The 26,458-nt window shown below is 54.0% G+C and carries 30 protein-coding genes; 15 read left to right on the top strand and 15 right to left on the bottom strand.

From position 1 onward, the window contains the following. The first annotated feature begins 259 nt into the window (after nucleotides 1-259). From Q1A91_RS13160 to Q1A91_RS13135, 6 genes are all read left to right on the top strand, one after another. Complete coding sequence (locus Q1A91_RS13160; RefSeq protein WP_299877981.1) at nucleotides 260-1,645, top strand: IS1182 family transposase; 1,386 nt, start codon at nucleotides 260-262, stop codon at nucleotides 1,643-1,645. A 330-nt stretch (nucleotides 1,646-1,975) separates the two neighbouring features. After that, nucleotides 1,976-2,323 (top strand): hypothetical protein, encoded by a 348-nt coding sequence (locus Q1A91_RS13155; protein WP_299877978.1) that lies wholly within the window; start codon nucleotides 1,976-1,978, stop codon nucleotides 2,321-2,323. Next, the gene (locus Q1A91_RS13150) at nucleotides 2,320-2,682 is read left to right on the top strand and encodes a helix-turn-helix transcriptional regulator (RefSeq protein ID WP_299877975.1); all 363 of its coding nucleotides are present in this window, start codon (nucleotides 2,320-2,322) and stop codon (nucleotides 2,680-2,682) included. The genes Q1A91_RS13155 and Q1A91_RS13150 overlap by 4 nt, the downstream gene beginning before the upstream one ends. A gap of 11 nt (nucleotides 2,683-2,693) precedes the next feature. Then, nucleotides 2,694-3,704: an ImmA/IrrE family metallo-endopeptidase gene (locus Q1A91_RS13145; protein WP_299877973.1), complete on the top strand. Its 1,011-nt coding sequence runs from the start codon at nucleotides 2,694-2,696 to the stop codon at nucleotides 3,702-3,704. Then, nucleotides 3,701-4,390: a C1 family peptidase gene (locus tag Q1A91_RS13140; protein WP_299877970.1), complete on the top strand. Its 690-nt coding sequence runs from the start codon at nucleotides 3,701-3,703 to the stop codon at nucleotides 4,388-4,390. Before Q1A91_RS13145 ends, Q1A91_RS13140 begins: the two co-directional genes overlap by 4 nt. Continuing rightward, complete coding sequence (locus Q1A91_RS13135) at nucleotides 4,362-5,135, top strand: hypothetical protein (RefSeq protein ID WP_299877967.1); 774 nt, start codon at nucleotides 4,362-4,364, stop codon at nucleotides 5,133-5,135. The genes Q1A91_RS13140 and Q1A91_RS13135 overlap by 29 nt, the downstream gene beginning before the upstream one ends. On the opposite strand, the gene Q1A91_RS13130 is transcribed toward Q1A91_RS13135, so the two are convergent. The 4 genes from Q1A91_RS13130 to Q1A91_RS13115 form a co-directional block, all read right to left on the bottom strand. Continuing rightward, nucleotides 5,132-5,806 (bottom strand): uracil-DNA glycosylase, encoded by a 675-nt coding sequence (locus Q1A91_RS13130; RefSeq protein WP_299877964.1) that lies wholly within the window; start codon nucleotides 5,804-5,806, stop codon nucleotides 5,132-5,134. The two genes, Q1A91_RS13135 and Q1A91_RS13130, sit on opposite strands and share 4 nt — an antisense overlap. Continuing rightward, nucleotides 5,803-6,948: a nucleoside triphosphate pyrophosphohydrolase family protein gene (locus tag Q1A91_RS13125; protein ID WP_299877961.1), complete on the bottom strand. Its 1,146-nt coding sequence runs from the start codon at nucleotides 6,946-6,948 to the stop codon at nucleotides 5,803-5,805. The genes Q1A91_RS13130 and Q1A91_RS13125 overlap by 4 nt, the downstream gene beginning before the upstream one ends. A 307-nt stretch (nucleotides 6,949-7,255) precedes the next feature. Continuing rightward, nucleotides 7,256-7,795, bottom strand: a complete 540-nt coding sequence (locus Q1A91_RS13120) for a hypothetical protein (RefSeq protein WP_299877958.1) — start codon at nucleotides 7,793-7,795, stop codon at nucleotides 7,256-7,258. 186 nt (nucleotides 7,796-7,981) lie between these two features. Beyond that, nucleotides 7,982-8,614, bottom strand: a complete 633-nt coding sequence (locus Q1A91_RS13115; protein ID WP_299877955.1) for a tyrosine-type recombinase/integrase — start codon at nucleotides 8,612-8,614, stop codon at nucleotides 7,982-7,984. Between the two features lie 349 nt (nucleotides 8,615-8,963). Between Q1A91_RS13115 and Q1A91_RS13110 the strand changes: the two genes are divergently transcribed. The 3 genes from Q1A91_RS13110 to rpsU all read left to right on the top strand — a co-directional run bounded on the left by Q1A91_RS13110 (nucleotide 8,964) and on the right by rpsU (nucleotide 11,702). Beyond that, nucleotides 8,964-9,311: a hypothetical protein gene (locus Q1A91_RS13110; protein ID WP_299877952.1), complete on the top strand. Its 348-nt coding sequence runs from the start codon at nucleotides 8,964-8,966 to the stop codon at nucleotides 9,309-9,311. Nucleotides 9,312-9,997: 686 nt separating this feature from the next. Then, nucleotides 9,998-11,251: an MFS transporter gene (locus tag Q1A91_RS13105; protein WP_299210579.1), complete on the top strand. Its 1,254-nt coding sequence runs from the start codon at nucleotides 9,998-10,000 to the stop codon at nucleotides 11,249-11,251. A 250-nt stretch (nucleotides 11,252-11,501) separates the two neighbouring features. Next, nucleotides 11,502-11,702, top strand: coding sequence for a 30S ribosomal protein S21 (gene rpsU, locus Q1A91_RS13100; RefSeq protein WP_299210581.1), 201 nt, complete (start codon nucleotides 11,502-11,504; stop codon nucleotides 11,700-11,702). Nucleotides 11,703-11,718: 16 nt separating this feature from the next. Here rpsU and Q1A91_RS13095 read toward each other — a convergent pair whose 3' ends face one another. Then, a complete protein-coding gene (locus tag Q1A91_RS13095) occupies nucleotides 11,719-12,267 on the bottom strand; it encodes a 2OG-Fe(II) oxygenase (RefSeq protein WP_299877949.1) in 549 nt (182 codons plus the stop codon). 355 nt (nucleotides 12,268-12,622) lie between these two features. On the opposite strand from Q1A91_RS13095, the gene groES reads away from it, so the two are divergent. Both groES and groL read left to right on the top strand, forming a co-directional pair. Next, entirely contained in the window at nucleotides 12,623-12,910 is a 288-nt protein-coding gene (gene groES, locus Q1A91_RS13090) for a co-chaperone GroES (protein WP_299879438.1), read from the top strand. A gap of 43 nt (nucleotides 12,911-12,953) precedes the next feature. Beyond that, entirely contained in the window at nucleotides 12,954-14,588 is a 1,635-nt protein-coding gene (gene groL / locus Q1A91_RS13085) for a chaperonin GroEL (RefSeq protein WP_299877946.1), read from the top strand. A gap of 74 nt (nucleotides 14,589-14,662) precedes the next feature. Here groL and Q1A91_RS13080 read toward each other — a convergent pair whose 3' ends face one another. The 7 genes from Q1A91_RS13080 to Q1A91_RS13050 all read right to left on the bottom strand — a co-directional run bounded on the left by Q1A91_RS13080 (nucleotide 14,663) and on the right by Q1A91_RS13050 (nucleotide 20,795). Next, entirely contained in the window at nucleotides 14,663-14,938 is a 276-nt protein-coding gene (locus Q1A91_RS13080) for a hypothetical protein (RefSeq protein ID WP_299877943.1), read from the bottom strand. Nucleotides 14,939-15,057: 119 nt separating this feature from the next. Beyond that, complete coding sequence (locus Q1A91_RS13075; protein WP_299210589.1) at nucleotides 15,058-15,195, bottom strand: hypothetical protein; 138 nt, start codon at nucleotides 15,193-15,195, stop codon at nucleotides 15,058-15,060. A gap of 100 nt (nucleotides 15,196-15,295) precedes the next feature. Further along, a complete protein-coding gene (locus tag Q1A91_RS13070; RefSeq protein WP_299877940.1) occupies nucleotides 15,296-16,123 on the bottom strand; it encodes a phosphocholine cytidylyltransferase family protein in 828 nt (275 codons plus the stop codon). Between the two features lie 36 nt (nucleotides 16,124-16,159). Then, the gene (locus Q1A91_RS13065; RefSeq protein WP_299210593.1) at nucleotides 16,160-16,927 is read right to left on the bottom strand and encodes a CDP-alcohol phosphatidyltransferase family protein; all 768 of its coding nucleotides are present in this window, start codon (nucleotides 16,925-16,927) and stop codon (nucleotides 16,160-16,162) included. Next, complete coding sequence (locus tag Q1A91_RS13060; RefSeq protein WP_299877937.1) at nucleotides 16,924-18,066, bottom strand: aminotransferase class V-fold PLP-dependent enzyme; 1,143 nt, start codon at nucleotides 18,064-18,066, stop codon at nucleotides 16,924-16,926. The genes Q1A91_RS13065 and Q1A91_RS13060 overlap by 4 nt, the downstream gene beginning before the upstream one ends. Nucleotides 18,067-18,664: 598 nt before the next feature. Then, nucleotides 18,665-19,582 (bottom strand): DMT family transporter, encoded by a 918-nt coding sequence (locus Q1A91_RS13055; protein ID WP_299210595.1) that lies wholly within the window; start codon nucleotides 19,580-19,582, stop codon nucleotides 18,665-18,667. A 508-nt stretch (nucleotides 19,583-20,090) separates the two neighbouring features. Beyond that, entirely contained in the window at nucleotides 20,091-20,795 is a 705-nt protein-coding gene (locus Q1A91_RS13050) for a helix-turn-helix domain-containing protein (protein WP_299877934.1), read from the bottom strand. 151 nt (nucleotides 20,796-20,946) lie between these two features. Between Q1A91_RS13050 and mddA the strand changes: the two genes are divergently transcribed. After that, on the top strand, nucleotides 20,947-21,690 hold the full coding sequence (mddA, locus tag Q1A91_RS13045) for a methanethiol S-methyltransferase (protein ID WP_299877931.1): 744 nt from the start codon (nucleotides 20,947-20,949) through the stop codon (nucleotides 21,688-21,690). Then, nucleotides 21,687-22,295, top strand: a complete 609-nt coding sequence (locus Q1A91_RS13040) for an OsmC family protein (RefSeq protein WP_299877928.1) — start codon at nucleotides 21,687-21,689, stop codon at nucleotides 22,293-22,295. Before mddA ends, Q1A91_RS13040 begins: the two co-directional genes overlap by 4 nt. Nucleotides 22,296-22,480: 185 nt before the next feature. Here Q1A91_RS13040 and Q1A91_RS13035 read toward each other — a convergent pair whose 3' ends face one another. Then, the gene (locus tag Q1A91_RS13035; RefSeq protein ID WP_299877925.1) at nucleotides 22,481-23,257 is read right to left on the bottom strand and encodes a hypothetical protein; all 777 of its coding nucleotides are present in this window, start codon (nucleotides 23,255-23,257) and stop codon (nucleotides 22,481-22,483) included. Between the two features lie 69 nt (nucleotides 23,258-23,326). Between Q1A91_RS13035 and Q1A91_RS13030 the strand changes: the two genes are divergently transcribed. Next, complete coding sequence (locus tag Q1A91_RS13030) at nucleotides 23,327-23,776, top strand: MarR family transcriptional regulator (protein ID WP_299877922.1); 450 nt, start codon at nucleotides 23,327-23,329, stop codon at nucleotides 23,774-23,776. A gap of 157 nt (nucleotides 23,777-23,933) precedes the next feature. On the opposite strand, the gene Q1A91_RS13025 is transcribed toward Q1A91_RS13030, so the two are convergent. Continuing rightward, nucleotides 23,934-24,848 carry an NAD(P)-binding domain-containing protein gene (locus tag Q1A91_RS13025; protein WP_299877919.1) on the bottom strand — a complete coding sequence of 305 codons (915 nt, stop codon included), beginning with the start codon at nucleotides 24,846-24,848 and terminating at the stop codon, nucleotides 23,934-23,936. A gap of 51 nt (nucleotides 24,849-24,899) precedes the next feature. On the opposite strand from Q1A91_RS13025, the gene Q1A91_RS13020 reads away from it, so the two are divergent. Beyond that, nucleotides 24,900-25,775, top strand: a complete 876-nt coding sequence (locus Q1A91_RS13020; RefSeq protein ID WP_299877916.1) for a LysR family transcriptional regulator — start codon at nucleotides 24,900-24,902, stop codon at nucleotides 25,773-25,775. 217 nt (nucleotides 25,776-25,992) lie between these two features. Here the strand turns inward: Q1A91_RS13020 and Q1A91_RS13015 are convergent, their stop codons facing one another. After that, nucleotides 25,993-26,451, bottom strand: a complete 459-nt coding sequence (locus tag Q1A91_RS13015) for an SRPBCC domain-containing protein (protein WP_299877913.1) — start codon at nucleotides 26,449-26,451, stop codon at nucleotides 25,993-25,995. Between the last annotated feature and the right edge of the window lie 7 nt (nucleotides 26,452-26,458).

The raw sequence follows: 26,458 nt of genomic DNA, 5'->3' as shown, positions 1-26,458 counted from the left end.
GTCTCCTCAGATGATCAGCGGTGAATTCCGCTGCTACTGAGCAAAGCCCGGCGTTCCCGAGCTGCGCCTCCGAACAGGGCCTGGCGCGTGGACACTACCGCTCCAATTACCGCGGTAGTCCAGTCTTATCTGCACGCATTGGAATGTCCGTTTGGAACCGCCGCGACCTGCTGGAAGGGCGTATTCCGTTGAAAAACTCTTGTTGATTTGAGGTGCTGTCGCTGATTCAATTCTCGCTAGGATGTGGGGGGATGCGGCGATGTTGGGACCGAAGCAGGAAGCACAAGCGGCGCTGTTTTACGAGTTCTCGCTGGAAGACCATGTCCCTCAAGATCACCTGCTGCGGTCGATTGATCGGTTCGTCGATCTGAGCGACATCCGCCCGTATCTGGCCGATTTCTACAGCCATACTGGTCGTCCATCGGTCGATCCAGAGCTACTGATCCGCATGCTTTTGGTGGGATACTGCTTTGGCATCCGTTCTGAGCGACGTCTGTGTGAAGAGGTGCATCTGAACCTGGCGTATCGCTGGTTTTGCCGCCTTGATCTGAGCGAACGCATCCCTGACCATTCCACCTTCTCAAAGAACAGGCATGGCCGTTTCCGCGATAGTGAGCTATTGCGCCATCTGTTCGAGACAACCGTTGCGAGATGCATCACCGAAGGTTTGGTGAGCGGACAGCGTATGGCTGTTGATGCCAGCTTGATCGAAGCCGACGCGAACCGGCAGTACTCTGCTCCAAAGGAAGAATGGGACCCGGCGCGCGTTGATGTGGGCACTGCACCACGGGCTGTTCGCGAGTATCTCGACACGCTGGATGAGGCCGCGTTTGGTGCTGCGAGTGAAGTACAGCCGAAGTTCACATCCTTTTCCGACCCTGCCAGCCAATGGACTGCTGCGCGCAAAGGCCCTGCATTCTTTAGCTATTCCGACAACTATCTGATCGACACGGATCACGGTGTAATCGTCGATGTCGAAGCGACCAGATCGATCCGACAGGCCGAGGTGGGATCGACGAAGACCATGCTAACGCGGGTTAAAGACAAGTTCGACCTGCACCCGGAACGTCTGATTGCGGACACCGCCTACGGCTCCGGCCCGATGCTGGACTGGCTGGTGAAGCGCAAGATCGCACCGCACATCCCGGTCATCGACAAGGCTGGCCGGACGGACGGCACATGGTCCCGCGCTGACTTCGAATGGGACGCCGAGAACAATCAATACATCTGTCCCGAAGGTGAAGCGCTCAAGCAGTTCCGCCGGAACTATTCCGATCCGAATCGTGGCCCGACCGGTAAAGGTGTTGCCAAGTACCAAGCTCTCAAACACACCTGTCAGGCGTGCCCCTCAAAGATGAAGTGCTGCCCGAAAGCAGACGCACGCAAGATCACCCGCGAAGAACATGAAGATGCCAGGGACGTCGCTCGCGCCATCAGAAAAACACGTCAGTACAAAGTCTCGTCCAAGCTCCGCAAGAAGGTCGAGATGCTCTTCGCCCACCTCAAACGCATCCTCGGCCTCGGGCGCCTTCGATTACGCGGTCCATGCGGCGCAAGCGACGAATTCCTCCTCGCAGATACCGCCCAGAATCTCCGGAAACTGGCCAAGATCTTTCCTGCACCGCAGCAACCACGCAAAGCCTAGTCAGAAAGGCGCCCGCGCACTGTTCATGCCGCTAATTTCTGCGCTCGCAACACGTTGTTTTTCAACAGAATGGGCGGGAAGCGGAAGTTCGCTGCGCGCGCTAAGTGGTCCAAATAGCCTCTGGAAAGCGGACTTTGACTTCCGGCGTGTTCAAGCGAAATGGCGGTTCATGCGCCACATGTTTCTGACAAATCATTTGAGTTATTTGGCGTGAGCTTCTCGACGCTATTCGGAGTAAGGCCAAGGTATCAGACCGTGGCACAGAGACGGGATGCTTGACTGTTGGGAATTCCAACATTATGTTAGCTCCATGTTGGAAAGGTTCGACTAGTGGCGCTGACTACACAAACTGAACAAATATCGACCGATACGTTTCAGGCAGCTGCCATCGAAGCGGCGTTGCGAGATGCGTTGATATCGAACGTTCAGGATCAAGCGACACTTTACGGTGTAGAATTGCCGGAGTCGCTCTCGGACGTTTCAAAGCAGTCAGTATCCATCGACTCCCTGATTGTCGTTGAAATCCTGTGCGCGGTGGAACCATTAGTTGGCAGTGAGTTGCCGCAAAAACTTGTGAAGGAAGGAGGGTACGCTTCTGTCGATCAGGCGGTTGAGAATCTGATGCCTAAGATCGAGAAGGTTTGGCAGAAAAATCAAAAAGGAAAGGCGAAAGCATGAGCGAAGTTCAGACAAAATCGGCAACCGACAAACAGGAGAGAATTCTGATCGGCCAACGTCTGCAGGATGCGCGGAAGTATCTTGGCTTCACGCAAGAGGAGGTCGCGGAATATCTCACTGTCACACGGACAGCGCTCGTCGAGATCGAGAAGGGCAACCGAAAAATCGAAGCGCTAGAACTCAAGAAGCTTGCACAGCTCTATAAACAACCGATCACGCATTTCACAGGTGAAGATGCTGCCACGTCCGCGCTACCTGCTGATGTCGCACATCTTGCTCGAAAGGCAGCGGCCCTATCCGGCAACGATCGCGAAGAACTCACGCGCTTCGCGGATTATCTTCAAAACAGGTCGAATTAGAGACATCCAAAATGGCAAGTTCGACTTCGGAAGCAATCCGCAATGGTGTCGCGAAGGCTGCCAGGCTGCATGAGCAACTGGGCAGCCAGACCGATATGGTGGCTCAACTTGGCAGTATCGATGTCTTCGACACGATCAGCCAACTCGACATTACGCTCTTGCTCCGCCCCCTCAATGGTCTCTTGGGTGCCTATTTGCGCGAACCTGCGCCGGGTATACTGATAACGACTCAACGGCCCTTAAGCATTCAGCGGTTCACCGCGGCGCACGAGCTGGGGCATTTCTATCTGGAGCATAAACCGAGTCTCGATGATGAGCAGGTACTGCGGCGTTCACCATTTCAAAACAGAGGTCTGCCGGATCTTCAGGAACTCGAAGCAAACACGTTTGCGGCCGCTTTCTTGATGCCAAGGTGGCTTGTAATGCAACACTGCCGCCAGCGCGGCTGGACGGCGGTTGACTTGCAGGACCCTGACAAGGTGTACCAACTCGCGCTGCGGCTGGGCACAAGCTACGCAGCAACCTGCTACACACTGCAACGATACAATGTAATCGATCCGTCTGTTGCCAAAGAGTTGCTGGCGGCTGAAGTGCGGACGCGCAAGCAGCGTTTGCTGGGAGATTTCGTCCCCGAGAATTACTTCGGCGACACCTGGCTCTTAACGGAGGCAGATCAGGGCACAAGCATATCCGGCAGCCGGAACGACTTGTTCGTCATTCGTCTCAAAGAGCATAGCTCCGGAGGATATGTGTGGAACTTAGACCAGCTGGTGGAGAGCGGGTTTCTTATCGTTCAGGACACAAGAGAAGCGCTGGATGAACAGGGCGTCGGCAATCCTGTGTTCCGCAACATCACTGCCCATCTCGAAGACAGCAACTACGGACGGGTCGATCTCACCGAACAAAGACCCTGGCAACCTCAAGAGCCCCTAAGCAAACTCTCCTTTGATTTCGATCTATCCGGACCCGAACTCGAAGGTTTGTCGAGAGCGGACAAGAAAAAGGCGTTGCTGGCCGCATGACTCTGGTAATCCCGACAGTCGACTTGCGCGGCCAGTTTGCACCGATCCGCGATCAGGGCAGCCGACCGACTTGCCTCGCCTTCGCAGCAAGTGACGCGCATGGCGCTTTGCTTGATCCAGACACTGAACTTTCTTGCGAATTCCTTTACTACCATGCCCAGAAGATTGGGGGGCGGGATGCCACCTCCGGTGCCACTGTTCCCGATGTATTGGCGGCGCTCAAGTCCGAAGGTCAGCCAATCGAAGCCGACTGGCCCTACATCCAGAAAAAGCCGGATCAGGTTATGAAATCCTGGACCCCACCGACCGACTTCGGTGATATCTACAAGCGCAATGGCGATCGGTGCGGTCAACTCGCAAACGACGTCGTCCAGTATCTGAATGCCGGATTGCCGGTTATTTCCTTGATTTTTCTTTGCGACTCGTTTTTCGCGGCGCAGAGGGGAAGAATTATCGAGACATCGCCCGCATCGACGCCAAACATCAATATGCGACACGCAGTGGTTGCGGTCGGCTACGGCACGGCTTCGTCAGGGCGCTGTTTTCTTATTCGGAACAGTTGGGGCAATGGCTGGGGCGACGATGGCTATGCCTGGATCGCCGAAGATCTCTTCGACGCCAGTCTGTATGACATTGCCGTATTGAAGGAGGGATCACATGTATCTGGCAACAAAGCCGCAGCCTGATGCTGCGCGCGCCTGGCTCGAGGCAACACAGCAAGTCTTCGCGCAGCCACAGCACGAAGCCTACAACGTCATTGTGGACCTTAAGGAACCGGTAATCTGCGATGCGACCAGTCTTGCGATCATCCAGCGCGTCGACGGGTTTCTGAGACCTCGATCCAAGCCGCTGATGACCGTCGCTAACACGATCTTCCCAAACGCACTCTATAAAAAACACGGAATCGAAGGGCTCTATGAAACCTTCCATGATGTCTTGCTTCCAAAAATTCGGAAAGACTGCAACTGGACAGGTTACTATTTTGAGCGAATGACCAAGGTCATCTCGGCCGAGGGCAGAGTTATCAATCCTCTCCAAGACGTCATTCGCCGGATCAGCGACCCCAGCATCACTGCGAAGAATAAGTTCGAGATCGCCATCTTTGATCCCTTCAGGGACCTCAGCGACTCCCCGTACGGGGGGCAATGCATGAGCCATCTCAGTTTCAAGCTTGCCGGCAAAGCAGAGAAGAAACTGATGCTGACTGTGACCTACCGCAATCACTATTACATCGAGAAGCTGCTAGGAAATCTCATGGGACTTGCTCAGTTGCTCTCTTTCGTATCCAAGGAAGCCGGTGTGCAGCCGGGTTCACTCACCATTCTATCGACACATGCAACAACGACTCAGCAATGCAAAGCAAACGTCGGAGACATAAAAAATCTGATCGACGAATGTGCGGTAGCAGTTGATCTGGCGGAGGCCGCTTAAGCAAAGAACTTCATAGTTTCTTGCTTTGCTGCCAATGGCACGTCGACCTTGTAAAAGTCCGCCAGTGTTTCGTTGAATTCGCGTTGTCCGCCATAGCTCGGGTGCCGGACATTAATCACCGGTATTGGTGAATCTTCCAGTGCTGCCTGTGCGTCGCGTCCGATAGCTACGAGCTGCTTCGGCTTCAGAAACTCGATCAGATACCACAAGAATGGCAAAGTCAGTTCGCGCTCTTTTGCTGTATGGCATCTGTTAGTCATCGGTTTTGCTTCTTCATGTGGATGAAACGGAAAGACGTTCCAAAGCATCACCGGCCGTCCAATAGTACCCAGGAGTTTCCAAATCACGGCAGCGGTACGCTCGGCAACGATTTCGCCTTGGGTGGCGCGAACGAGCGATCCAGTGCCAAACAGACGTTCGACCGTGTTCAAATGAACCTCATCGGTCAGTGGCACACCCGTTCGGCGTCCTCCGCGATAACCCAGGTCCCTAGCAACCCAGATTGTGTCCACGCCGGAGGCATGTACGGCTTCAAGAAGGTTTTTGAGGTTACCAGACCTCGTGGCCGCGGCGTCAGCGCGGTCCCAATCTGGGCACACATCGCGATATGGATTGAAGACCCGCTCTGCCGAAAAGGACTGGAGTTCACAGATGAATTCACTCGCGCTCATAATTTTAAAGCCTCAATGTCGATGCTTCGCTTTTTCAGGTCGAGGATCAACCTGCCCTGCCGATGCTGCTTGAGATACCGGAAGCACCTGAAACCTTCGAGGATTGCTTCCTCCCATAGCCACAATGGGCATCGTTCCGCCTCATAGCCGGAGGAGAATTGATGGACGGTTTTCAGCATGTCATAACTGAGCTTTCCTTGCTCTACGCCGGCAAAGAAATCCTGCTTCATGGCCCGGTTGAATATCCAGGTTGAAATTCCTTCCTCCACGAGATTCGCGCGGGCACCATCCTGGTTTTCGTCTTTCACGGGGTCTGATTTTCGTTTCAGCTTGAATAGCGCGCGCATCACTGGCGACCAGCCCAGAATCGCAGCGTAGGCGTAGTGGAAGACATCGTGGAATCGGTAGTCATCAGCGTCTTCTTTATTGTCGGTCAGCGGGTCTCCGATGTTCAATCCATTGCATCGCTGGAACACGAGAACGTTGCCGCCCCGCTCGCGCTCGAAAATCTCGATTTCGAGACGTCTCGGCAACTGCTCGGCGGGATCGTCATCTTCGTCGAAGAGGGCAGGGTATTCCTTCTGATGAGGCCAACGGCTGAAAATCTTGTAGAGGTTCTGGCGGGCCGCGTCTTCAAGTTCTACTTCGGCTGCATCCGCGGCTTCGATTATCGCGCGGAAAATCTCGACAAGGTGCCCAGCCAGTTTGTCGCGATTTGATGAGAATGCACCGGAATGGAGATCGTTCATCAAATCGCCGACACGTCCTGCTAGCTGCACTACCCGTCCCGAAAACTCCTCATTCGAGATCGGCTCTTTGTGGATGTGCTGAATGTCACCGAAGATACCGTTTTCGTCGGCCATCACCTCGTCCCAATCCGACATGTCACGGAAGGCACGCTGCGCTATTACACTGAGATCAAGATTTGCCCGTGCTGCAATCCGAGTGAAGTACCACAGAACGTCGCCCAGCTCCTCGACAACCGCTTCGTCATAGCTCTGCTCGTAAGACTGATCACGTTGCTTCTTCTTCAAGGCGCTGAGAAGCCCGCCAACTTCACCAAAAAGTCCCAGGATTGGCAGATCGATCTCGGTACTTCCGAATTTATCTGTCAGCTCTGTGACCCTTTGATAAGCGTTCATCCCGATCCTCGACGCATCCCCGATTTCCTCGGGGAGTTGGACGGAAGGCCACAATCGATTGAAGACGCTCGGTGAATGCATTTTTTTAGGTCCTGTAAAATATTGTTTAATTGAATCATGTGCTTGACGACCCGTCAACAACTCAATGAGCGAATTCGATTCTTAATGGACCCGCCTGATTGCCACCTTTCTGCCGGTCGCTTCTTACTATTCGAGGTTGCGTACAGATGGTGTTGCGCGTGAGAGCTGTTTCGAAAAACTTGCCTGCGTAAATTTGGCTGCGCTATCTGCTCAACCCCAAGCTTCATTAGCCCTCTTGGGCGTTTGGCCACAGCTCTAGCGCATAGATTAGGACAGAGTTCGCTTTGGTGAAGTTGTCATATTGGTCCGCAAAATTGTAACTAGCTTTCTCACCATGCAAAAAGTTGTTTCGCAGCCGGTTCGCTACTAGTAGCAGGGCGAGAAGTGTATCGCGGTTCGTCCGGTTTTCACCTGCCAATCCATGTCGCACCGTCTCGACAAACTCGGCCCTTACACGAAGATGATACCAGTGCTCGGTGTACCCATTGCCGATTAGGTACCTCTCTGCGAAGTACGCCCTCGCAGTTTCAGAATGATTGTTAGTCGGAACTTGTTCCAAATCGTTCACAGCTCGAATGATATTTTCTGGCGTGGCATTCGGCCGACCATACCGCCAAGTCGAATTCAACTCGAAGAACGACCACAAAACAGCGAAGTCGCGTATCGCCTTCTTTTCCTTGACTTCAAGGTTTCGCCATCCTGGGATCTTGGCATTTAGCCATCGGGCAGGGTCCGGCATGTTTACTCCAAATTCCAGATAGAGCACTCAGGATAGAGCAAAGATAACGCTCGAGTATCAAGATATGCATTTGGCAGGTCCGCGGACCGTGAGTTCATGCAGCCTCGAATTTTGCCATCGCAGCGAATGGCCGCTACGCGGGCAGCAACTGCAGCATCCCTACAATGTGTTCAAGGTCCGCAAAGGGCCGCCCGTGAAGACGGCCCGATTGCGTCAGATTTCGATGGCCTCAGCGATCGCCAGTGCATCTTCAAGTTCAACGCCAAGGTATCGCACCGTGCTGTCCATCTTCGTGTGTCCGACGAGAAGCTGAACAGCACGCAGGTTGCCTGTCTTCTTGTAGATCTGGGTCACCTTTGTGCGCCGCATCGAATGCGTGCCATATGCGCTCGCCTCAAGACCGATCGACGTGACCCACTCACGGACCATCCGCGCATACTGGCGTGTCGAGATGTGCAGGCGTTCGTGAAAGCGGCCCGGCCAAAGGTACTCCGAGCCGACCATGAGCTCATCTTCCATCCACTCTTCGACCGAGGCGCGTGTACCTTCGGATATTTCGAATCTCACAGGTTTCTGTGTCTTGCTTTGCAGCACCGATGCTCGTTCCTTGATCTGACCGGAAGCCATCACATCTACGACCTTCATCTTGACCAGATCGCAACCGCGCAGCTTGCTGTCGACTGCCATGTTGAACAGCGCGAGGTCGCGATGGTTCTCGGCCAATTCAAGTCGAACGCGGATTGCCCAGACGTGTTTCGGTTTCAGAGGGCGCTTCTGGCCGACGATACGGCCTTTGTTCCATGCTGGGCGAAGTGCGCGAATGGCTGGTAAGTTTGGTGTTTCCATGACTGATCCTCCGATCCGCCATGCCCTCCACAACGACAACCCGACGTTGACAAGGCAACATACCACAGGATTGCTGCGCTGCCTCTGAGGTCGGCTTGGAGCCCAAAGTGTTGAATGCTGCACATTGTTCGAAGGGCTGCTTTGTGGAATAAGTATTATCAGTCGTTGGTGCATTCTACACCGACTGAACTACAGGATTTTGCGAAAAGGTGCGTTTAGAGAATTGGCACGAAGTACTAGCAGTCCACCCCAAGTGAGCATGCCGCGAAAAGGTGAGCTTCCAACTTGGTGGTCAGAAATTATCGGCATTCGATGCCCAAAATGTGGTCGCCCCCAATCTCCTCGAAAGATGGGTTCAACCAACCCGCATCGCGGTCATAATCGTACGGACTTCCACATGTGTGGCGGCTGTGGAAACCTACTCTATTTGACCGGTGAGCGGCGTTTACGGCGGTTTTTCCTGCTTGATTTGCCAGTATTTTTCGGAGTTGGCCTATCAGGATTTTCCATCCTCAGACACATTGATGGCCTAAACATCTATCGTGAAGCTCGGGAAGCATTTGAACCGAACTTCTTTGGGTTCCTTCTGATCTGCGCTGCGATCTACGTTAGTTTGAGTATGCTGGCACGATTTGAAATCGTCGGAATTGCACAGCCATCAGAAGTTGATGACAGACAAGCTGGCTCCAATACATGAGTCTTGAATTAGCACTGACTAACAAGCCACTGCTATCTATCGTCTTTTGTTCCGGTGCCTGAACGCATTGCCGACCTTCGCGCAAGTGCAGCGAAATGGTGCTTTGTCCGCCGAGCCGACCATTGTTGCTTTCCAAGGCGAAGCGAGACCCATTAAAAACCTCAGATGGCCGGTTTGAGCCCGGAGTGACAAATGCTGCGTTTTGCAGGAATGTCCGCTTGTTAAACTGAAGCCAAAGCCTTGGCAAAACCAAAGAGAGTTTTGCGAGGGCTATTGGCAGGCGAAGGGTGCTCTCACCGCTGTGCAAGGCCCATACTTGGCGCTCGTCGAATATTGCTATCGCGAAATCGTTTGGATCGCGGCATCTCAATTGTCCGTCATCAAATGAAGTGGTCCGATTGAGCTGACTGTGTTGAGGACGGACAGTAGAGGGCAACAATGGCCTCAGCGCTCCGGTCTGGGACCATATTTCGAAAATCGAGGGATTCAGCAAACACTGAAAGCCATTCGTAGCCTTCGTTTGCTTCTACCCAGCTCAGTCATTGGCTCATTTCCGATAGCTGAGACCGCAAAGAGATGACCGTCAAACTCAATATGGGTCGTGAACCAACATCGGTGTCGCCTTTCGAACAGACACGCAAAGAGCACTGCGTACTTTTCCAGCCATACTTTTAGGCCCGTTAGAGATGTTTGAGCGTCGAATCCCTGAATGGCTACGTCATGCACCTGCACCATCAGTGCGGGGTTTTGCGACCCTTGCCGCATTTGAGGCAGTTGCGCGTGGCATCCTGATTTCCGTCTTTCCGGTTGCGATGTACGACGCGCTCCAGGACGCGGTTCTGATCAGTTCGATTTACTTCGTGATCGGTATCATCTCATTGCTGACTGGGCTTCTCGTTCCCTTTCTCAATCGCTGGATAGCGAGGCGATGGATGTATGGCATCGGGGCGATGGCGTTCGTCATTGGATCGGGCCTTGCAACCTTGGGCTCTCCAGAGATGATCGTTCTGGGGCTTGTCCTGAATTCGCTTGCCACGGTCGTAACCTTTGTGTGTTTCAACGCCTATGTGCTGGATTACATCACGCGGGTCGAGTTGGGGAAATGCGAAACGCTGCGCATGTTCTATTCGGCCCTTGGATGGACCGTTGGCCCCATGCTGGGCGTGCTGTTGTGGGAATGGTGGAAGCCCGCCCCGTTCGTGATTTCGGGCGTGGCGGCGGCAGCCATGCTGGGAGCGTTTATCTTTCTGCGGCTGGGGAACGGCAAACAGATCACCCGGGCGCAGAGTGCACCTGTCAATCCGCTGGCATTTCTAGGGCGTTTCTTGCGCCAACCCCGCCTGATCGCTGGTTGGCTCTTTGCGGTGATCCGCTCCTGCGGTTGGTGGGCCTATGTTGTCTATCTGCCCATATTCGCAGTCGAGAATGGTCTAGGAGAAACGCTGGGCGGCACGCTCTTGTCGATCACAAATGCTGGATTGTTCTTGTCGCCGGTGATGCTGAGATGGATGCAGAAAAACTCCGTGCGCAGCTCGGTTCAAACCGGCTTCATGGCTTTCGCATGTCTGTTCTGTACCGCCAGTTTGGTTTCAGCAGCCCCGTCTGCAACAGTATTCGTTCTCTTTGTCGGCAGTTTCTTTCTGATCCTTTTGGATATTTGTGCCGGATTGCCGTTCCTGATGGCCGTCAAACCATCGGAACGCACCGAAATGTCGGCAGTCTACTCATCCTATCGGGATGTGTCCGGCATCCTGACACCGGGTGTGGCCTGGCTGATCCTTTTGGTGGCACCGATATCCGGCATTTTTGCCGCCGCCGGAGCGGCAAGCCTGCTGGCCTGGGGAATTGCCGGGCGGCTGCATCCGCGTCTGGGCGAAAATCGTTTGAAGCCTGTTCCACCATTGCAAGTAGAGCGGCAGGTACCTTTTCCCGAGACCTGAGGTCAGTCACCAACTGACCCCATTTCCCCGTACCGGTGTATCGGCACGATGACCTATGCTTGGTCTCCCGCGCGTATTTGATCGCCAGTACCAGAGTGATCGCACCCTTCGACTTAAGATGTCGGGTTCAAGAGCAGAGTGGGCGGCAAAACGCTCATGTTGGAATGTGGACGACACCAAAATTACCTTGACAAGGCGAGGGTTCTGGGAACTCTCATTCAGGTAAGTCTTCCAAGGTGGTGAAAGCCAAATGCAGGTCAGTGTTCGCGACAACAACGTCGATCAAGCTCTTCGGGTCTTGAAGAAAAAGCTGCAACGCGAAGGCGTATTTCAAGAAATGAAGCTTAAGCAACATTTCGAGAAACCCTCTGAGAAAAAGGCACGAGAGAAAGCTGAAGCAATCCGCCGTGCCCGCAAACTGGCGCGGAAAAAACTGGAACGCGAAACGTAACTCTACGTTCTTCTATCTACCGAAACTTAGGGCCGTGCGCCCAGACGGTTAAAGAATGTCGGGTCCCTCGTGACACAGGCTTCACTTGATGCAGATGAAAACTTGGGAAAATAGTGATGGAGCCCTGCGTCCGGTTTGCGGCGATGATATGCGCGCCCGGCATAACTTCCAGATCACCGCCATCATAGCTTGCGGGCTTGGAAAGCTGCGCGACCAACGTCAGTTTTCGTTTTTGTGCGATTGGGCCATCACCGATGTCGGAATGCCATGTAAAATGACCGCCATCCGTGGCATCGTAGCTGGCAACCTGTGGGCTCTCGGCAAATTCTCTGAGATCAAAGTCGAACCAGTTTCGGTTTGAGGTTCTCACAACGTCGATAAGTCGCTCCATGACCCACGCCATGCCGTCTATCTCATCCAGCCAAACGAGCTTAGCGCGGCGCAGATTATGATCCCGGTTCTGGCCGACAAGCAAAGCTTCTCTCGCTGGAGCTGATGCCACGGCGTTGACGATTGCGCTGCATTCGGCAGGCGTAAATCCATCGTCAATAGAACGTACGTTCACCTGCTAAGTCCCTTGTCCTGAATTGTACTCGACAATGCAGGTCATTTTGCACGCCATGCTTATCCATTTTCGACCAAAGCGGGGGAATACGACCTAAATCCAAAGCAGTACCCTGCTCTTTGAGTGGGTAGAGATTGCTGGCGGCTGAAGAGGTGACTGCGGTCTGGAGCGGCTGCAGAGATCAATGGTCGGGCGCGCCCAATTCTGTGCTAGGCCCTAAAAAATTTACGACTAGTCTATTGTAGCCAACCTCAACGATAGCCATCTCAGTCGTATTGGCACTCTGGTGTGGCGAGTGCCAATGGGTTTCTAAGCACGCCATCCACCCCCGTAAATCTTGAAAGGCAGCATACCTATGTTGTTTACTCCGCTCCACGACCGCGTTCTGGTTCGTCGCATTGAAAGTGACGAAAAGACATCAGGCGGTCTGATCATTCCCGATACCGCCAAGGAAAAACCACAAGAAGGCGAAGTGGTATCTGTTGGCGCAGGTGCAAAGGACGATGCTGGCGCGCGTATCGCCATGGACGTCAAAGCTGGCGACAAAATTCTGTTCGGCAAATGGTCGGGCACTGAAATCAAGATCGACAGTGAAGAGCTGATGATCATGAAGGAGAGCGACATCTTGGGCATAATGGCCTGAACGACGCTGAACCCTCCCCCATTTTTCATTTAGGAATACCGACATGTCTGCAAAAGACGTCAAATTCGGCACGGACTCCCGTGACCGCATGTTCAAGGGCATCAATACGCTCGCCAACGCCGTAAAGGTTACGCTTGGACCCAAGGGCCGCAATGTAGTCATCGACAAGTCCTATGGTGCGCCACGTATCACCAAGGACGGTGTTACGGTCGCCAAGGAAATCGAACTCTCGGATGCGTTCGAAAATATGGGCGCCCAGCTTGTCAAAGACGTAGCGTCCCGCACCAATGACGAGGCTGGCGACGGCACAACAACCGCCACGGTTCTCGCTCAGGCCATCGTCAAAGAAGGTATGAAGTCAGTTGCCGCTGGCATGAACCCGATGGACCTCAAACGCGGTATCGACAAGGCGGTTACCGCCGTTGTTGCCGAGGTCAAGGCAATGTCGCGGCCAGTGGGCGATACGGCCGAGATCGCCAAAGTCGGCACCATCTCGGCAAACGGCGAAGCTGCAATCGGCCAACAGATCGCGGACGCCATGGGACGCGTCGGTAACGAGGGCGTCATCACCGTCGAAGAGAACAAAGGGCTGGAGACCGAGACCGAAGTGGTCGAAGGCATGCAATTTGATCGTGGTTACCTCAGCCCGTACTTCGTTACGGACCCAACCAAGATGACCGCAAACCTTGAAGATTGCGTCGTTCTGCTTCATGAGAAAAAGTTGACATCATTGGCTCCTATGGTTCCTTTGCTTGAGGCTGTCGTGCAGGCAGATAAGCAGCTCTTGGTTATCGCTGAAGACATTGATGGCGAAGCACTCGCGACGCTTGTGGTGAACAAACTTCGGGGTGGCCTCAAAGTAGCCGGTGTCAAAGCACCTGGGTTTGGGGATCGCCGCAAAGCGATTCTGGAAGATCTTGCCGTCCTGACGGGCGGACAAGTGATTTCCGAGGAACTGGGCATCAAGCTCGAAAACGTCACGATGGACATGCTTGGCGACGCCAAGAAGATTACAATCACCAAGGACACTACAACTGTGATCGACGGCGCAGGCGACAAAAAAGCTATCGCTTCGCGTGTCACTCAAATCCGTGCACAAATCGAAGAGACCACCTCGGACTACGACAAGGAAAAATTGCAGGAGCGGCTGGCCAAACTGGCGGGCGGTGTTGCGGTGATAAAAGTTGGTGGTGCGACCGAGATCGAAGTGAAAGAGCGCAAGGATCGGGTTGATGACGCCTTGAATGCAACGCGTGCGGCCATCCAGGAAGGCGTCGTACCAGGCGGTGGCGTCGCACTTGTCCATGCGGGCAAGGTTCTGGAAGGGCTCAAAGGAGACAACGCGGATCAGGATGCGGGTATCAAGATCATCCGCAAATCCCTTCAGGCACCGTTGCGCCAGATCGCAGAAAACGCCGGAGTTGATGGCTCGGTCGTGGCTGGAAAAATACTTGAGAACACCAGCAAGACGTTCGGCTATGATGCGCAGCTGGATCAGTACGGCGATATGTTGAAGGCCGGTGTCATTGATCCAACAAAGGTCGTTCGGATCGCGCTGGAATATGCCGCATCAGTTGCCGGCCTGCTGGTCACCACTGAAGCGATGGTGGCGGACAAACCCGCCAAGCCGAACCGCCACGGCATACCCGACATGGAGGGTATGGAAGGCATGATGTAAATCGCGAACCACTGGCCTGCAGGCAAATGCTTGTGGGCCAACCTGTGTTCTTCAACGCACGCGCGATTTTGCAGTCACTCCTGCTCCGGAACAGACCCAAGTCTCACTAAAAATGTAGGGTCTCCTACTTCGCCACTACTGCTGTCTTCTGTCACCATATAGGCATCGGCACCGACGCAATTTTCCGCGCGAAATTCCCGTTCTGCCCGCTCTTCAGCTTCACGCGGCGTAGAATACTGCAACTGTTTGTCGATTTTCAGGGGGCCTTGCTGCCCCCGCGCAGTCGTCTTGGCGATGTATGTCTGGCAGACATAGTGAACCTTTGTGCCGGACTCTTCTTTTTCGCTCATCGGGCTTTCCAAATCTAAATAATAGGCGTTTTGGGACAAGTCTCGGATGTCGCCCGTGCCAAGGTGCGCAACTAAACCAAGCTGAATACCTCCGACGGACGAAATCCGAAACGTTCTGGCTACTTTATCTTTTTACCGCCAATTGCAAGCGCGGGTTTTCCATCCTGCGAATTGGCCGTCGCAGAAACCTTTGGTTTCTCTTGCTTGGGTTTTTTGGCTTCTTTGTTGCCACGCTTGCTCTTGTTGCCTTTGGCCATGAGAGGTCCTTTCAAATGCAGCGATCCTGTGCCGGGATGGCAAGGGCATCACTGCGCTGTAAACCGCGCACCAGATTTCCGGCGCAGGGCAGTAAGTGCATCAGACGTGCGTCTGTGTGGCCGCGTCTTCCGCAGCCTCGTCCAGCACCTTTTGCTGGCTACGGGATATGGTGGTGACAGGGCTGCCAAACATCGCATTTGCAGCGGCAAAGTCTTTGGCTGTGTCGATCTCAGTCCAATCCAGGCCGCTGATATCAAGAGCATGGAACTGCGTACCTTTGTCGACCAATTGCGCGTAAGCCGCCTCGTAATACGCCTGAAGTTTTTCGCGACTCTCCATCATTTCCGAAAGCTCTGCGAACAGCAGCGCACCCGTTCCGGCGCTGATCTTCTCAACGCCGATAGATTCACCCAACGCCCGCTTCGGATCGACGGACTTGCCAACCTCAAGAACCTGCATCTGATCGTTTGCGATAACCTTAACTTCTTCGTCCTCAAGCGCGATGTTGCGGTCGATACACAAGACGTTTGCGTGGTCACTGTCCAAAAGCTGGCGCAGGATTTTGACATCGAACACGACGTCCGCATCGAATTTCACAAACTCAGCTGTGCCAATCGCTTTGGCGGCCAGCATCAGGGAGTAGCCTGTGTTCGTCTCGCGGTATCGGTCGTTGATCACATAGGTGGCGCGGATGCCGCGAAACGTCTTGTCTACAAAATTCTTGATCTCATCAGCCCGGTGACCCAGAACCAGAACGAATTGCGACATTCCGCAGCTCAGGCAATTCCGGATCATGCGTTCCAGAATGACAGACCCGCCCACCGACAGAAGGCTTTTTGGGCAATTGTCGGTCAGCGGGCTGAGGCGAGAGCCAATGCCAGCGGCCAGAATGACGGCAATCGGTGCACGGTGTTTTTCGTTTTTCATTTTGTTTGAACCCTAAATGAGCCGTATTGAAGCAGGCTATTTTTGCGTTGGAACCTTCAGATTTTCGTCGATGTGTTTTCCGCGCAGCCACGATTTGTAGAGACCCCAGAACACCTGGCTTGCCGCAAACACCCAAAGCATCGGTGTGAGTTGGTCAAAGATGAGCGCCGCAGAGAGCATGAAGATGAAGACGCCTTCATCAAAGGCGAGCACCTTGCTTTGTTCACGCCCGAACCACGCTAGATTTGCCTTCAGACCGAATCCTGGACCCGCGGTGGTCTGTACCTGTTTCATTTGCGCGATCTGAGCAGGGTAATCCGGGTTGCGTCCCGTTTCGATCTCCAACGCCACGTATTTGGCGTATCCGCGTAACCCGTAGAACGCGATACCGAATAGCGACAGAAAAACTGGTATGACGCTGTTTGTCTGCGCAAATGCAGCAAAGCCTGCCGCCCCGAACCATAACGTGACCTGCACTTGATCCGTGATACGGTCGTAATAGCTGCCAACAGGGGACGAAACCTTTCTGTAGCGCGCCAACTGGCCATCCATGCAATCCAGGACATGGCTGATATGGATCAGGATGGCCGCTTCGATGAAACACGCAGTTCCCCCGATCAGAATTGCAAAGGTTGCCACGATAGCCGCAAGGAACGATGCCGCTGTGATCCGGTTCGGTGTAATCCAGGGGATGTCGACAGCGCCATAATTGGCAGCGATAGCCAGCGGTGCCGTGACAAAAGACGACCACCATTCGTCATCGCGGGTCTTGGTCGCCCAGAGGCGTTTCAGCTTATCGTTCATGACACCACCCGCAGATCTGCGGGCACTGGCGACACGGCGGAGGGCTCTTGCTTTTGCCTGACCGGAATTACAAGGTCTGCCGCATCTGCCTGAAGCGTCAGCAACACGTCCTTGAGGGTGGACAGGAAATACCGGATGTCGTCATCCGAGAGCTCCCCGATATTACCGACCTGAAAAACCTTGCCTGCAAAGCATCCCTTACCTTCATAGATGATGATGGACTTTTCACGTAGACGCGCACGCAGATCCTGCACGGATACTGATGCCGGAATGTGGACCGTGGTCAGAATCGAACACATGTCCGCCTCATCAACCAAAAAGTCGAGGTTGAGCCTGCGCATGCCGTTGCGCAGCAGATCAGCCCGTGCCTTGATGCGGGCATGTCGCTTAAGGACGCCCTCGTTCAGAATATCCGTTAGCGCTTGGTCCAGTGCAAAAAACAACGGTACGGCGGGTGTGTTTGGCGTCTGGCTGTGGGTCTTGAGGAATGCGTAGAACGTCGCGAGGTTCAGGTAAGTGGTCTTGGCTGCATGGTGTTTGAGCCGTTTGAACTGTTTCTTGCGACCCACGACAAAAGACAGGCCGGGATATGAACCCAAGGCCTTGGAGCTGGAACTGGACACAAACGCGATGTTACACGCCTCCATGTCGATCACCTCTGCGCCAACCGAGCTGACCCCATCCACCACAAAGAGTGCACCGCTGGCTTTTGCCAGGGCTCCGATCTGGGCCAGCGGGTTGAGCATGCCGGAACACGTCTCGTGGTGGACCATGGCCACCACATCGATCTTGTGTGTCGCGAGGTAAGTTGAGATCTGCGGTATGTCGAAGGCGATGCCCCAGGGCATTTCGATCAGATGGGTCTTCTTGTTGTGGATCACCGATGTCTTGTGCAGTCGACCGCCAAACTCTCCGTTCGACAGGATCAGAACGGCACCATCTCCGACAACTGAGGACAGTATCGCCTCATTCGCCGCTGTCCCGGAGCCGGTGATCACCACCGCGCGGTAGCGTTCTCTTTTTCTTATCTGAAAAAGTGAAAGTAATTTGTGCTCAATACCTGCAAGCAGGGCATCAAAATCAGTTTCCCGATGGCAGATATCCTGTTTGCAAATCGCGGTACGCAGGGTCTCGGCCACATTCACAGGGCCGGGGGTGAAAAGCAGATGTTTGTCCAAATTCAGGTCATGCTCCAACGACGCTGCAACCCCTTGGTTTCAGCGCCGGTACGCCCATGATGTGCCCCTGAGCGCGAACCGCGCAGAGACGTCGAGAGGGCACAAATCGAGTTCGAAAACACAGCCCAATTCGGGGCCGTCGTCGTGCCGTCCGAAAATTGGACGGGTATGGAAAAAATATGGAATACCTGATCCTGCCAAGGTGAGCGGACCAGAAGCGCCTCAGGTGCTGCTTGGCAGCATCTTGGCAACGGTATCGTAGGTTCGAACAGAAATGGTCGTTAGCTATGCGGCCAATTGATCGTCATCTGACCAGCGTCGCCCGGGTGCAAATGCTTGGGTCAATGCAGGACGATAAGGTGAGCGATCAGGATTGGCCGAAAAAAATACTGTCGCACGCCAAACTGGTGCTCCATGAGCCGTAGGGCCAAAGTCGCGCAATAGCAACACAAATATCGGAACCCCAAGTGCAACACCCATCATGTGCACTTGGACCGGATCACACATGCAACGCACCCACCCACGGCAGCTCCATCAGGAACAGGTTGTCCCCAATCCCCTAAGGTGAGGTGATCGGCGGCGGCTTGCGTCGCTTGCCTGACAGAGCGTTTCCAGCGATGGCCGCAAGCAAAACTGCGCCTCCAGTCAATGTGTTCAGCGTGGCCGTTTCGCCGATAAACAACCAGACCCATAACGGGCCAAGCAGAACTTCAGCCAGTGACAACAGCGCAAGTTCCGCAGCAGGAAGGCTGCGAGACCCCAGAGTATACAGGATCAACCCTGCGCCGACCTGAAACACACCCATGCCCATTGCTATGCCGCCATCCCGGACTGACAGCACTAGAGACAATTCCAAAAACAGGCATATGCCGGACGTCACGATAATGCCGAATAATCCGGACAGAAAAACCGACGGCAGCATTTCACCTGATTTTCCCCACCGAAGCGCCACAGTGAAGACCGCAAACCCAAAGGCGGACCCCAAAGCCGCAAGGCTGCCCGTCAAGGCAACGCCCCCAGATTTATCGGCGACCATGATCGCGATACCGGCAATGGCAACGGCGATGGCCACCCAGGTGGCAGGGCGTACAGGTTCGCGCAAAACGATCCACCCCAGAACTGCCGCCATGAAGGGTGCTGTTGCAAACAAAAGCATGGCGTTTGCCACGGATGTCGACTGGATCGCATATATCCCGCCGGAATAGGCAGCAACCAGCGACAGCCCCGCGATCACCGCTGGAAACCCGGTGCGGCGGATCTGGGCAAAGGGGGTTTCTGCGGACCGAATGCGAATGAACACGTATAGAAGAAGTGACAGGCTGACCGAACGGTAAAGCAATACCTGCCACACAACCGCGTCTTCGATCAGCCGTATTCCAAGCCCGACGGTCGACCAAAGCACACCAGCGGCAAAGACAAACAGGACACCAAAACGATGCCCGTCCGTGCTGTTTGACGGTTGGCTTATGACAGTCATTTGCGCTCCGTAAGGCATTTCTGTCTCATTGCTAGCGATATGGCTGTCGCATTAGCCTTCCGTTTGCGACACCGAAACAGTTCGTGGCACATAGATGCCAAGGAATGACCTCAGACCGAGCGATTGCTGCCGACGCCCCTACAGACCAGTACAAACATGCCTACGGATTTAGCACCAGGCAACCGATGGAGGAGTGGACAGACCTTCCGTCTGATTCAATGTCGTAGCCACTGTAGGTGTGCAACTTGTGTGCAGTCCAAAGTGAAGGTCCGCAAAGCGCGAGAAAGCAGCCTCCTGCGCAAACGCAGAAGCTCACACTTTGTCCGCATCTTACCAGTTCAAGCGTGGTGCAGCGAGTGTCGAAAATGCCCAATGATACGATTCCGCACCCAGCCCGAGCAGACCCCACCAAGATTGATCAAAACATCCCCAGTATCGGGGTCGAGTGCGGCTGAGTGCAAAATCCCCCTTTAAACGACAAGATAAACGAGGGCCCTGCCTTCAAAGGTCATCTACCCGACGAGGCAGGCTTCACCCCAACCAAAGGGGACCGGGCCATCCAGTCGGGTGCCGTATTTGTCAGATGCCTTGGCCCGTCCAAAAAGACTGACTTGGCTTCGACAGCCTCGCGCACGCCCATATCCCCCAACCAAAGCGCTACTAGATTTGCGAGCGTGGCCGTGAGGTACACGTCCACATCATGACCAGGGTCTGTGGGGCACAGATCAACGGAGTCACTGTTTGCAATTACCCACCACATATTAAGATCTGTACGGTCGGAAATTTGCACAAGGATCACCGTTTCCCCGTCCGGCAAGCCTTCGGTACTCAGTGTGCGATGGAAATCCCACATGAACCCACCAACATCGCAATCCTGCGCCGCGATACTGCGTTTGCGCCACCGCATTCCCCAGATGGCCATGTTTTCGACAATTGGTCCAAGTTCTCGCCCCGAACGCGTCAGCTTGTAGTCCGCAGCTTGGCTGGTCGGCGCGGATTTGCGGATGATGATCTCTGCCGCTTCCAATGTTTTGAGCCGTTTGCTCAGGATCGAAGGAGACATGCGCGGGATCGCTTTTTGAAAACCGCCAAAGCGCGTCGTGCCCAGAAACATTTCGCGCAGTAGTAACAGCGTCCATTTGTCCCCCAGGATGTCGGCAGAGGCCATCGCGGGACATAAGCTGCCCGATATATTTTTTGTGTTGCTGTCCATCAGCCATGCCTACAGCAACCAAGGGCCGCGTGACTACTACGGATTCCGTAGTGGTTTAGTACGGATTGCGAAGTATCCCCCGATGCACGCCGCGCGCACCATATGACCAAATCCGGATTCTCGGGTGATTTTCTGTTGAAAGGGGTTTGGCATGGGCCGCTCAATTACATTTATCTACGGCATCGCCGTCTACGTCGCTTTTCTGGTGACTTTCCTCTATTCCATCGGGTTTGTCGGGAATGTGCTGGTGCCAAAATCCATCGATTCCGGCGCGCAAGGACCAATCGTCGCTTCTCTGGTTATCAATCTGGTGTTGCTGTCCGTCTTTGCTCTTCAGCACAGCATCATGGCGCGTCCAGCATTCAAACGTGTCTGGACCAAAGTTATTCCCCAAGCTGCCGAACGCAGCACGTATATTCTTATGACATGCGTTGCCCTGATCCTGATTTTCGTGTTCTGGCAACCGCTTCCGATGGTTTTATGGGACGTCAGCAACACGGTCCTCGGCACAGCATTGATCGTTCTGTTTTGGACCGGCTGGCTGGTTGTTTTGGCCTCAACCTTCATGATTGATCACTTTGATCTGTTTGGCCTGAAACAAATTTACGCAAATCTTAAAAGGCGCCGAACAATCCAACTGGGATTTTTGAAAGTCGGGCTTTATCGACTGGTGCGCCATCCAATCATGACCGGATTTATGATCGCCTTTTGGGCCGCGCCGACCATGACCGCTGGGCATCTTTTGTTTGCGTTGGTGACCACAGGATACATCGTCATCGCTGTGCTACGGCTCGAAGAAAAGGACCTGATTGCCCAGATCGGTGATGACTACATCACGTATCAAAACGAAGTTCCCGCATTTATTCCCAGTATTGGGCGGGGGGCGGCAAAATGACACTGGACCCCAAACATCTGCACCATATTCAGTCTTTCACAGATACAAAACCGCCCAGCATTCTCGACCGGCAACTCCCCTTGCGAAAGCGTTATCATGGCACGCCTGACGCAGCATGGGTGTACGATCACGCAAAAACCGTTGATGCCCAAGCTCCCGCAAACCATCCTCTCCACGGGCATGTGGTCTGCGGCGAAGGCATCCCAGTGGACATTCCAATATCCGTTCACAAAGCTGTAGGTGGCGAAAGTGACTTTCCATGTCCAGGCGAAATTCTGGCCGCAGCTTTGGCCAGCTGCCTTGATACGGCCATTCGCATGATTGCCAATCTCAAGGGTATTGAACTGAGCCACCTTGAAGTGCAGGTCAGCTTAGGAGCCGACGTTCGCGGAGCGTTGATGACAGGCGACAATGTGCCCGTCGGGTTTCAAACTGCGCACATGAAGGTTGAACTGAAAACAGGGTGTGACATGTCAACGCCGCACCTAAACGCGCTGATCGATGCGGCGGAGCGAAGCTGTGTCATCCTGCAAACACTGCGCGCTCCTCCCACTGTGGAAATTGAACGCAGCTTTGGTGATCTTGGCAACCTAGGGACGTCCTGAGAACAGGATATGGATTCCTCAACATCGGACCTTTAGATTTGATAGTTGAACGGCAGAAATGTCCCGCAGACTGTCAGTTCGAATGCCGCCAGATTTTGCTGTCGCAGCGAAAGTCCGGTTCGGTGAAGCTGAACCGTGGCGCGGACTAACCAGGCGAAGGTCCGCAATGGGCCGTGTGCGATTGCTCATGCGCGTGAATATAGGATAGGCATCGCCGTCGTTGCATTTGCTGAAAAATTGGCGAGCACGAATGTGTGAAAGCTGCGCTTGAACAGCAACGATGGCAGGATGTCGGAAAGACTGTCCCATCTGCAGTGATTGATAACAGTGTGATCTGTTTGAACTGGCGCAGGGATCAGAAGTGTAGAGTTGTTAAGCCCTGTCTGATCCTCGAACCAACCTGCTGTGTATTCCCAAATGCTGAGGTTCCGCTCCAATTCATCCGCAACGAAGAAGTTGAAAAGAAAGATACCATCCTTGCTGTGATCAACTGACCCAATCCGTCGGGCATTGGTTGCTTCGATCGAAAGCGTTCGACGCGCTATCTGCTCAATCGTAGTTTCGAGATCCTGCCAAGTTTGAGAGGCTTCAAAAGCCGCCGCGCTAGCTGGGGTGTCAAACTCGAGTAGGAACACCAGGTCAAATCTTGCCGGGGCCATGGCTTGCCACGTCTTGCGAATGGGCTTGCGACCGGGTGGCAACAGAAGTGCTCTAAATACATTTGCATCTATCAGGCCGGGTGCATTCCGGGACTCACTTGCTGCGGCCTTGAGGATGGATTTCGCTTTGCGCTTTTTTGAGCTTTCCAAACCAAACATGAAGGGTGGTCTGTGGTCGACTTCTGCAGCAAGTAAAAGGTAACCAGATTTCGTCGGCTCAACTAAGGTCACTTTCGGGAATCGTCCTCTGTCACCGACGATAGTCAGCCCCTCAAGCGATTCCGTTTGCCCTTGATGGGTCATGGGGAACGTCCTATTGTTAAGGTGTATTAAACACTATGTGTATACTACACATAAAAGTCAAGAACGCCGATGACCTTCGAATACGAAACCAAACTGCATCACTGGGTAAATCGTGTGGCCTTTCAAATTCGCGCTGAAATGCAGAAGCGGATCAAGGAAAGCGGCCTTGATATCTCTGTCGAGGAATGGGCCATGCTCATGATCCTTTGGGAAGATGGCGCCACACCGATGAACAACCTCGCGGAGAAGACCCTGCGGGATCGAACAACCGTCACCAGATTAATTGACCGCCTTGTTACAAAGGGTCTCGTCGAACGCGTTGCTGCGCCGGAAGATCGCAGACTGGTTGTTGTTGAGACGACAGATCGGTCGAATGACATCCGGGGAGCGCTTATCAGTAGCGCTCTCTCTCTCATTGACGAAACAACAGAAAGTGTTTCGTCGGAAGACCTCGCCACAACGCTTCAAACACTTAGGCAGATCAGCAATCGAATTAGTGCGATTCAGTCGAACAAATGATGTTTCGAGCAAACCAACTATGATGAGCGTATTATTCCGGAACGTGCATCCAAGAAATATCGAATTAGGGTTAGCGGCGGATGTCTGCAATGCGGGCTACGGCCGCAGCACACTGACTTACCGTCGGATGTCGGCTTTGAGCCGGAGCCTTTTTGCATCAGGCATCGGTCATATGCTGGACCAATGAAGTCAACTGTCTGTCGCCGTAGCCATCGTCCCAGGCCGCCTTAGTGCGGTCATGCATCAACCGGATGAAATCAGCGGGAGCATTAAGTGAGAGATAGGTCTTCAACGCATCCTCTTGCGCCATCGCGTAAACTTTCAGAGAGGCTTCCGCACCGTCGTAATCCTGGGTCGGAACAGTTCTGGCAAAGAGATCATGGTAGTCATTAACCAATTTGATCGTGGCAGGGAGTTGGTCGGCATAAATCTGCATCGGGATGCCCGCTTTCTGGCAAACAAGTGCACCGTAGATCATTCCAAACATAAACCCCTGCCGAACCGTGAAGAGGCCGGCAAAGAGCGCGGCAAGTGCCGCTGGTTTCTCTCCAACATGGGCGGACTTTCCACCCAGTTCTCTAATGATGCTACCATAACGGTCCCAGGTTCCGGCACTGCCCACCGTCAGGATTGTGGTTTCGTCACCGCCAATGCCGGAAGGGTAGGCATTGATCATGCCCAGCATGTAGCCAGTTCCCTGTTTCTCAAGGATGGTGACCAGTTTATCGGCATCCCAGGTATCGCCGGTGCTCATGTCGCAGATGGTCTTACCCTCTAGCGAAACACTCAGCCCGTTGACCAGTTCAACAGTTTCCTTATGGCTCTTGATACAGATGATGACAAAATCAGACGCCGCAATGGCATCATCCGGTGAAGAGCAGATTGTGGCTCCAGCCTCAGCAAGAACCTCTGCCTTTTTTTTTGTGCGGTTCCAAACGCTGACATCATGGCCTGCCTTGAGCAGGCAATGCGCCAGCGCTGAACCCATATTGCCCAGTCCCAATACTGCAAGTTCCATAGTGTTTGCCTCCTGTGTCCGCCAATGGATTCCTGCGCCAGCATGCGCCGGCATCGAGGGATCGCATAGTTGTAAATTTTTCTATATTGTTAGATGATCTAACTTATGGATTGGCGCACGCTTCCCTCGTTGACATCTCTCAGAGCCTTCGCTGCCGCTGCCGAGTTGCGAAATCTGACCCGGGCGGCAGAGGCGCTGAACGTGACCCATTCCGCTGTCAGCCAGCAAATCCGCGGGCTCGAACTACATCTCGGCACCCGGCTTATCACTCGTACGCAGCACGGCATTTCTCTGACATCGCAAGGCGAATTCCTGTCGGCTGGCCTGCTTGAAGCCTTCGCTGAAATGGCTTCCGTGACCGAGAGCGTGTCGAGTGCAGAGTCGGTTCGGCCGTTGGTGGTCAGCGCGACTCCTATGTTTTCAAGTGCGTTCCTCATGCCACGTCTGTCGACGTTTATTGACGAATTCCCCAATATCGAATTGAGGATCGATTCAACGATTCAGGCTGTCGACCTCAAGCCGGGAGGAATTGATATGGCCATCCGATACGGAACAAGTCGCTGGCCAGGGCTTGTTTCGCAGATGCTGCTACCAGGTTGTCTGACGGTCGTCGCGTCCCGCGAACTAATCGGAAACCGGGTGCTCTCGAATCCTGCAGAATTGCTTGATTTCACTCTTCTTCAGGAACAAGCGTCAGTCGAGTTTGATCTGTGGTTGGAAAAGGTTGGAATTCCGCCCGACGCTGACCGGAGAGTTGTCCGCATGCCGGGTAACATGCTGCTGGATGGCATCCGCCGAGGTGACGGTATCGGGGCGACGGTACCGGCCTTTATCTCTGACGAGTTGAAGTCCGGACAACTCGTGGCGCTGTTTGATGATCCAATACCGCAGATCGGCTATTACCTTGTCACGCTGCCCGGTCCGGTTCGGCCAGCGGCAAAGCTGTTCATGCAGTGGCTTTCGAAATCAATCACTGAATAGGAAAAAGCCTGTTTCGATGGACGCCCGCTCACTTGTTTTAGGCGGTAAAGTGCGCCGGCTAGAGCTAAATGGGGTCTGATCTTGCAAGCTAACGACCCGATAATGCTGCGCTAAATATGAAGGTCCGGGGTGGGGATGCAGCACCGCGGCGTTAATGGCAGGGGTGAAGGTCCGGTGTGGGCCGACATCGGTTAGCCTGGCATGTCAAACTCCGCATTCATCCTCTGTGTGGAGAGCCTATTCCGGTATCCAGATAACGCTTAAGGCTGCCGAGAAAGAACAGGTCCCAACCTGCCTCGCAAATGTCGTAGCAGAGCAGTTGTGGAGTAAGGCCTGCATGTTGTAACTCGATCTGTGTGCCGTCGACGTGCCCGCGGATGTCCCACAAGACCTTGGTGTCGAGCCACTCCGCCTCGATCTCTTTTGGCTGACCTTCGTGAATATGCAGGGCGTCGACGCAGGTCCACTCGACCTGCGATGGCTCATCCATTCCGGTCAGCTCGAATGTCCAGTAAGACACGCCCGGAGGAAATGTGAACTTCGCGCGATCGCCCAAACGGACCAAAGGTTGGTCTGGACGTGTCCACCAATGCTCGACCCCTCGGGTCACCGCCTCGAAGGCGGTGGCGGGACTTGCAGCGACTTCGATGGATTTCTTGTAGCTTTGCGTGGTCATCTTGGAG

The organism is uncultured Sulfitobacter sp., assembly GCF_947500075.1.
Classification (GTDB): domain Bacteria; phylum Pseudomonadota; class Alphaproteobacteria; order Rhodobacterales; family Rhodobacteraceae; genus Sulfitobacter.
This window is presented reverse-complemented; position numbering and strand designations above follow the sequence as displayed.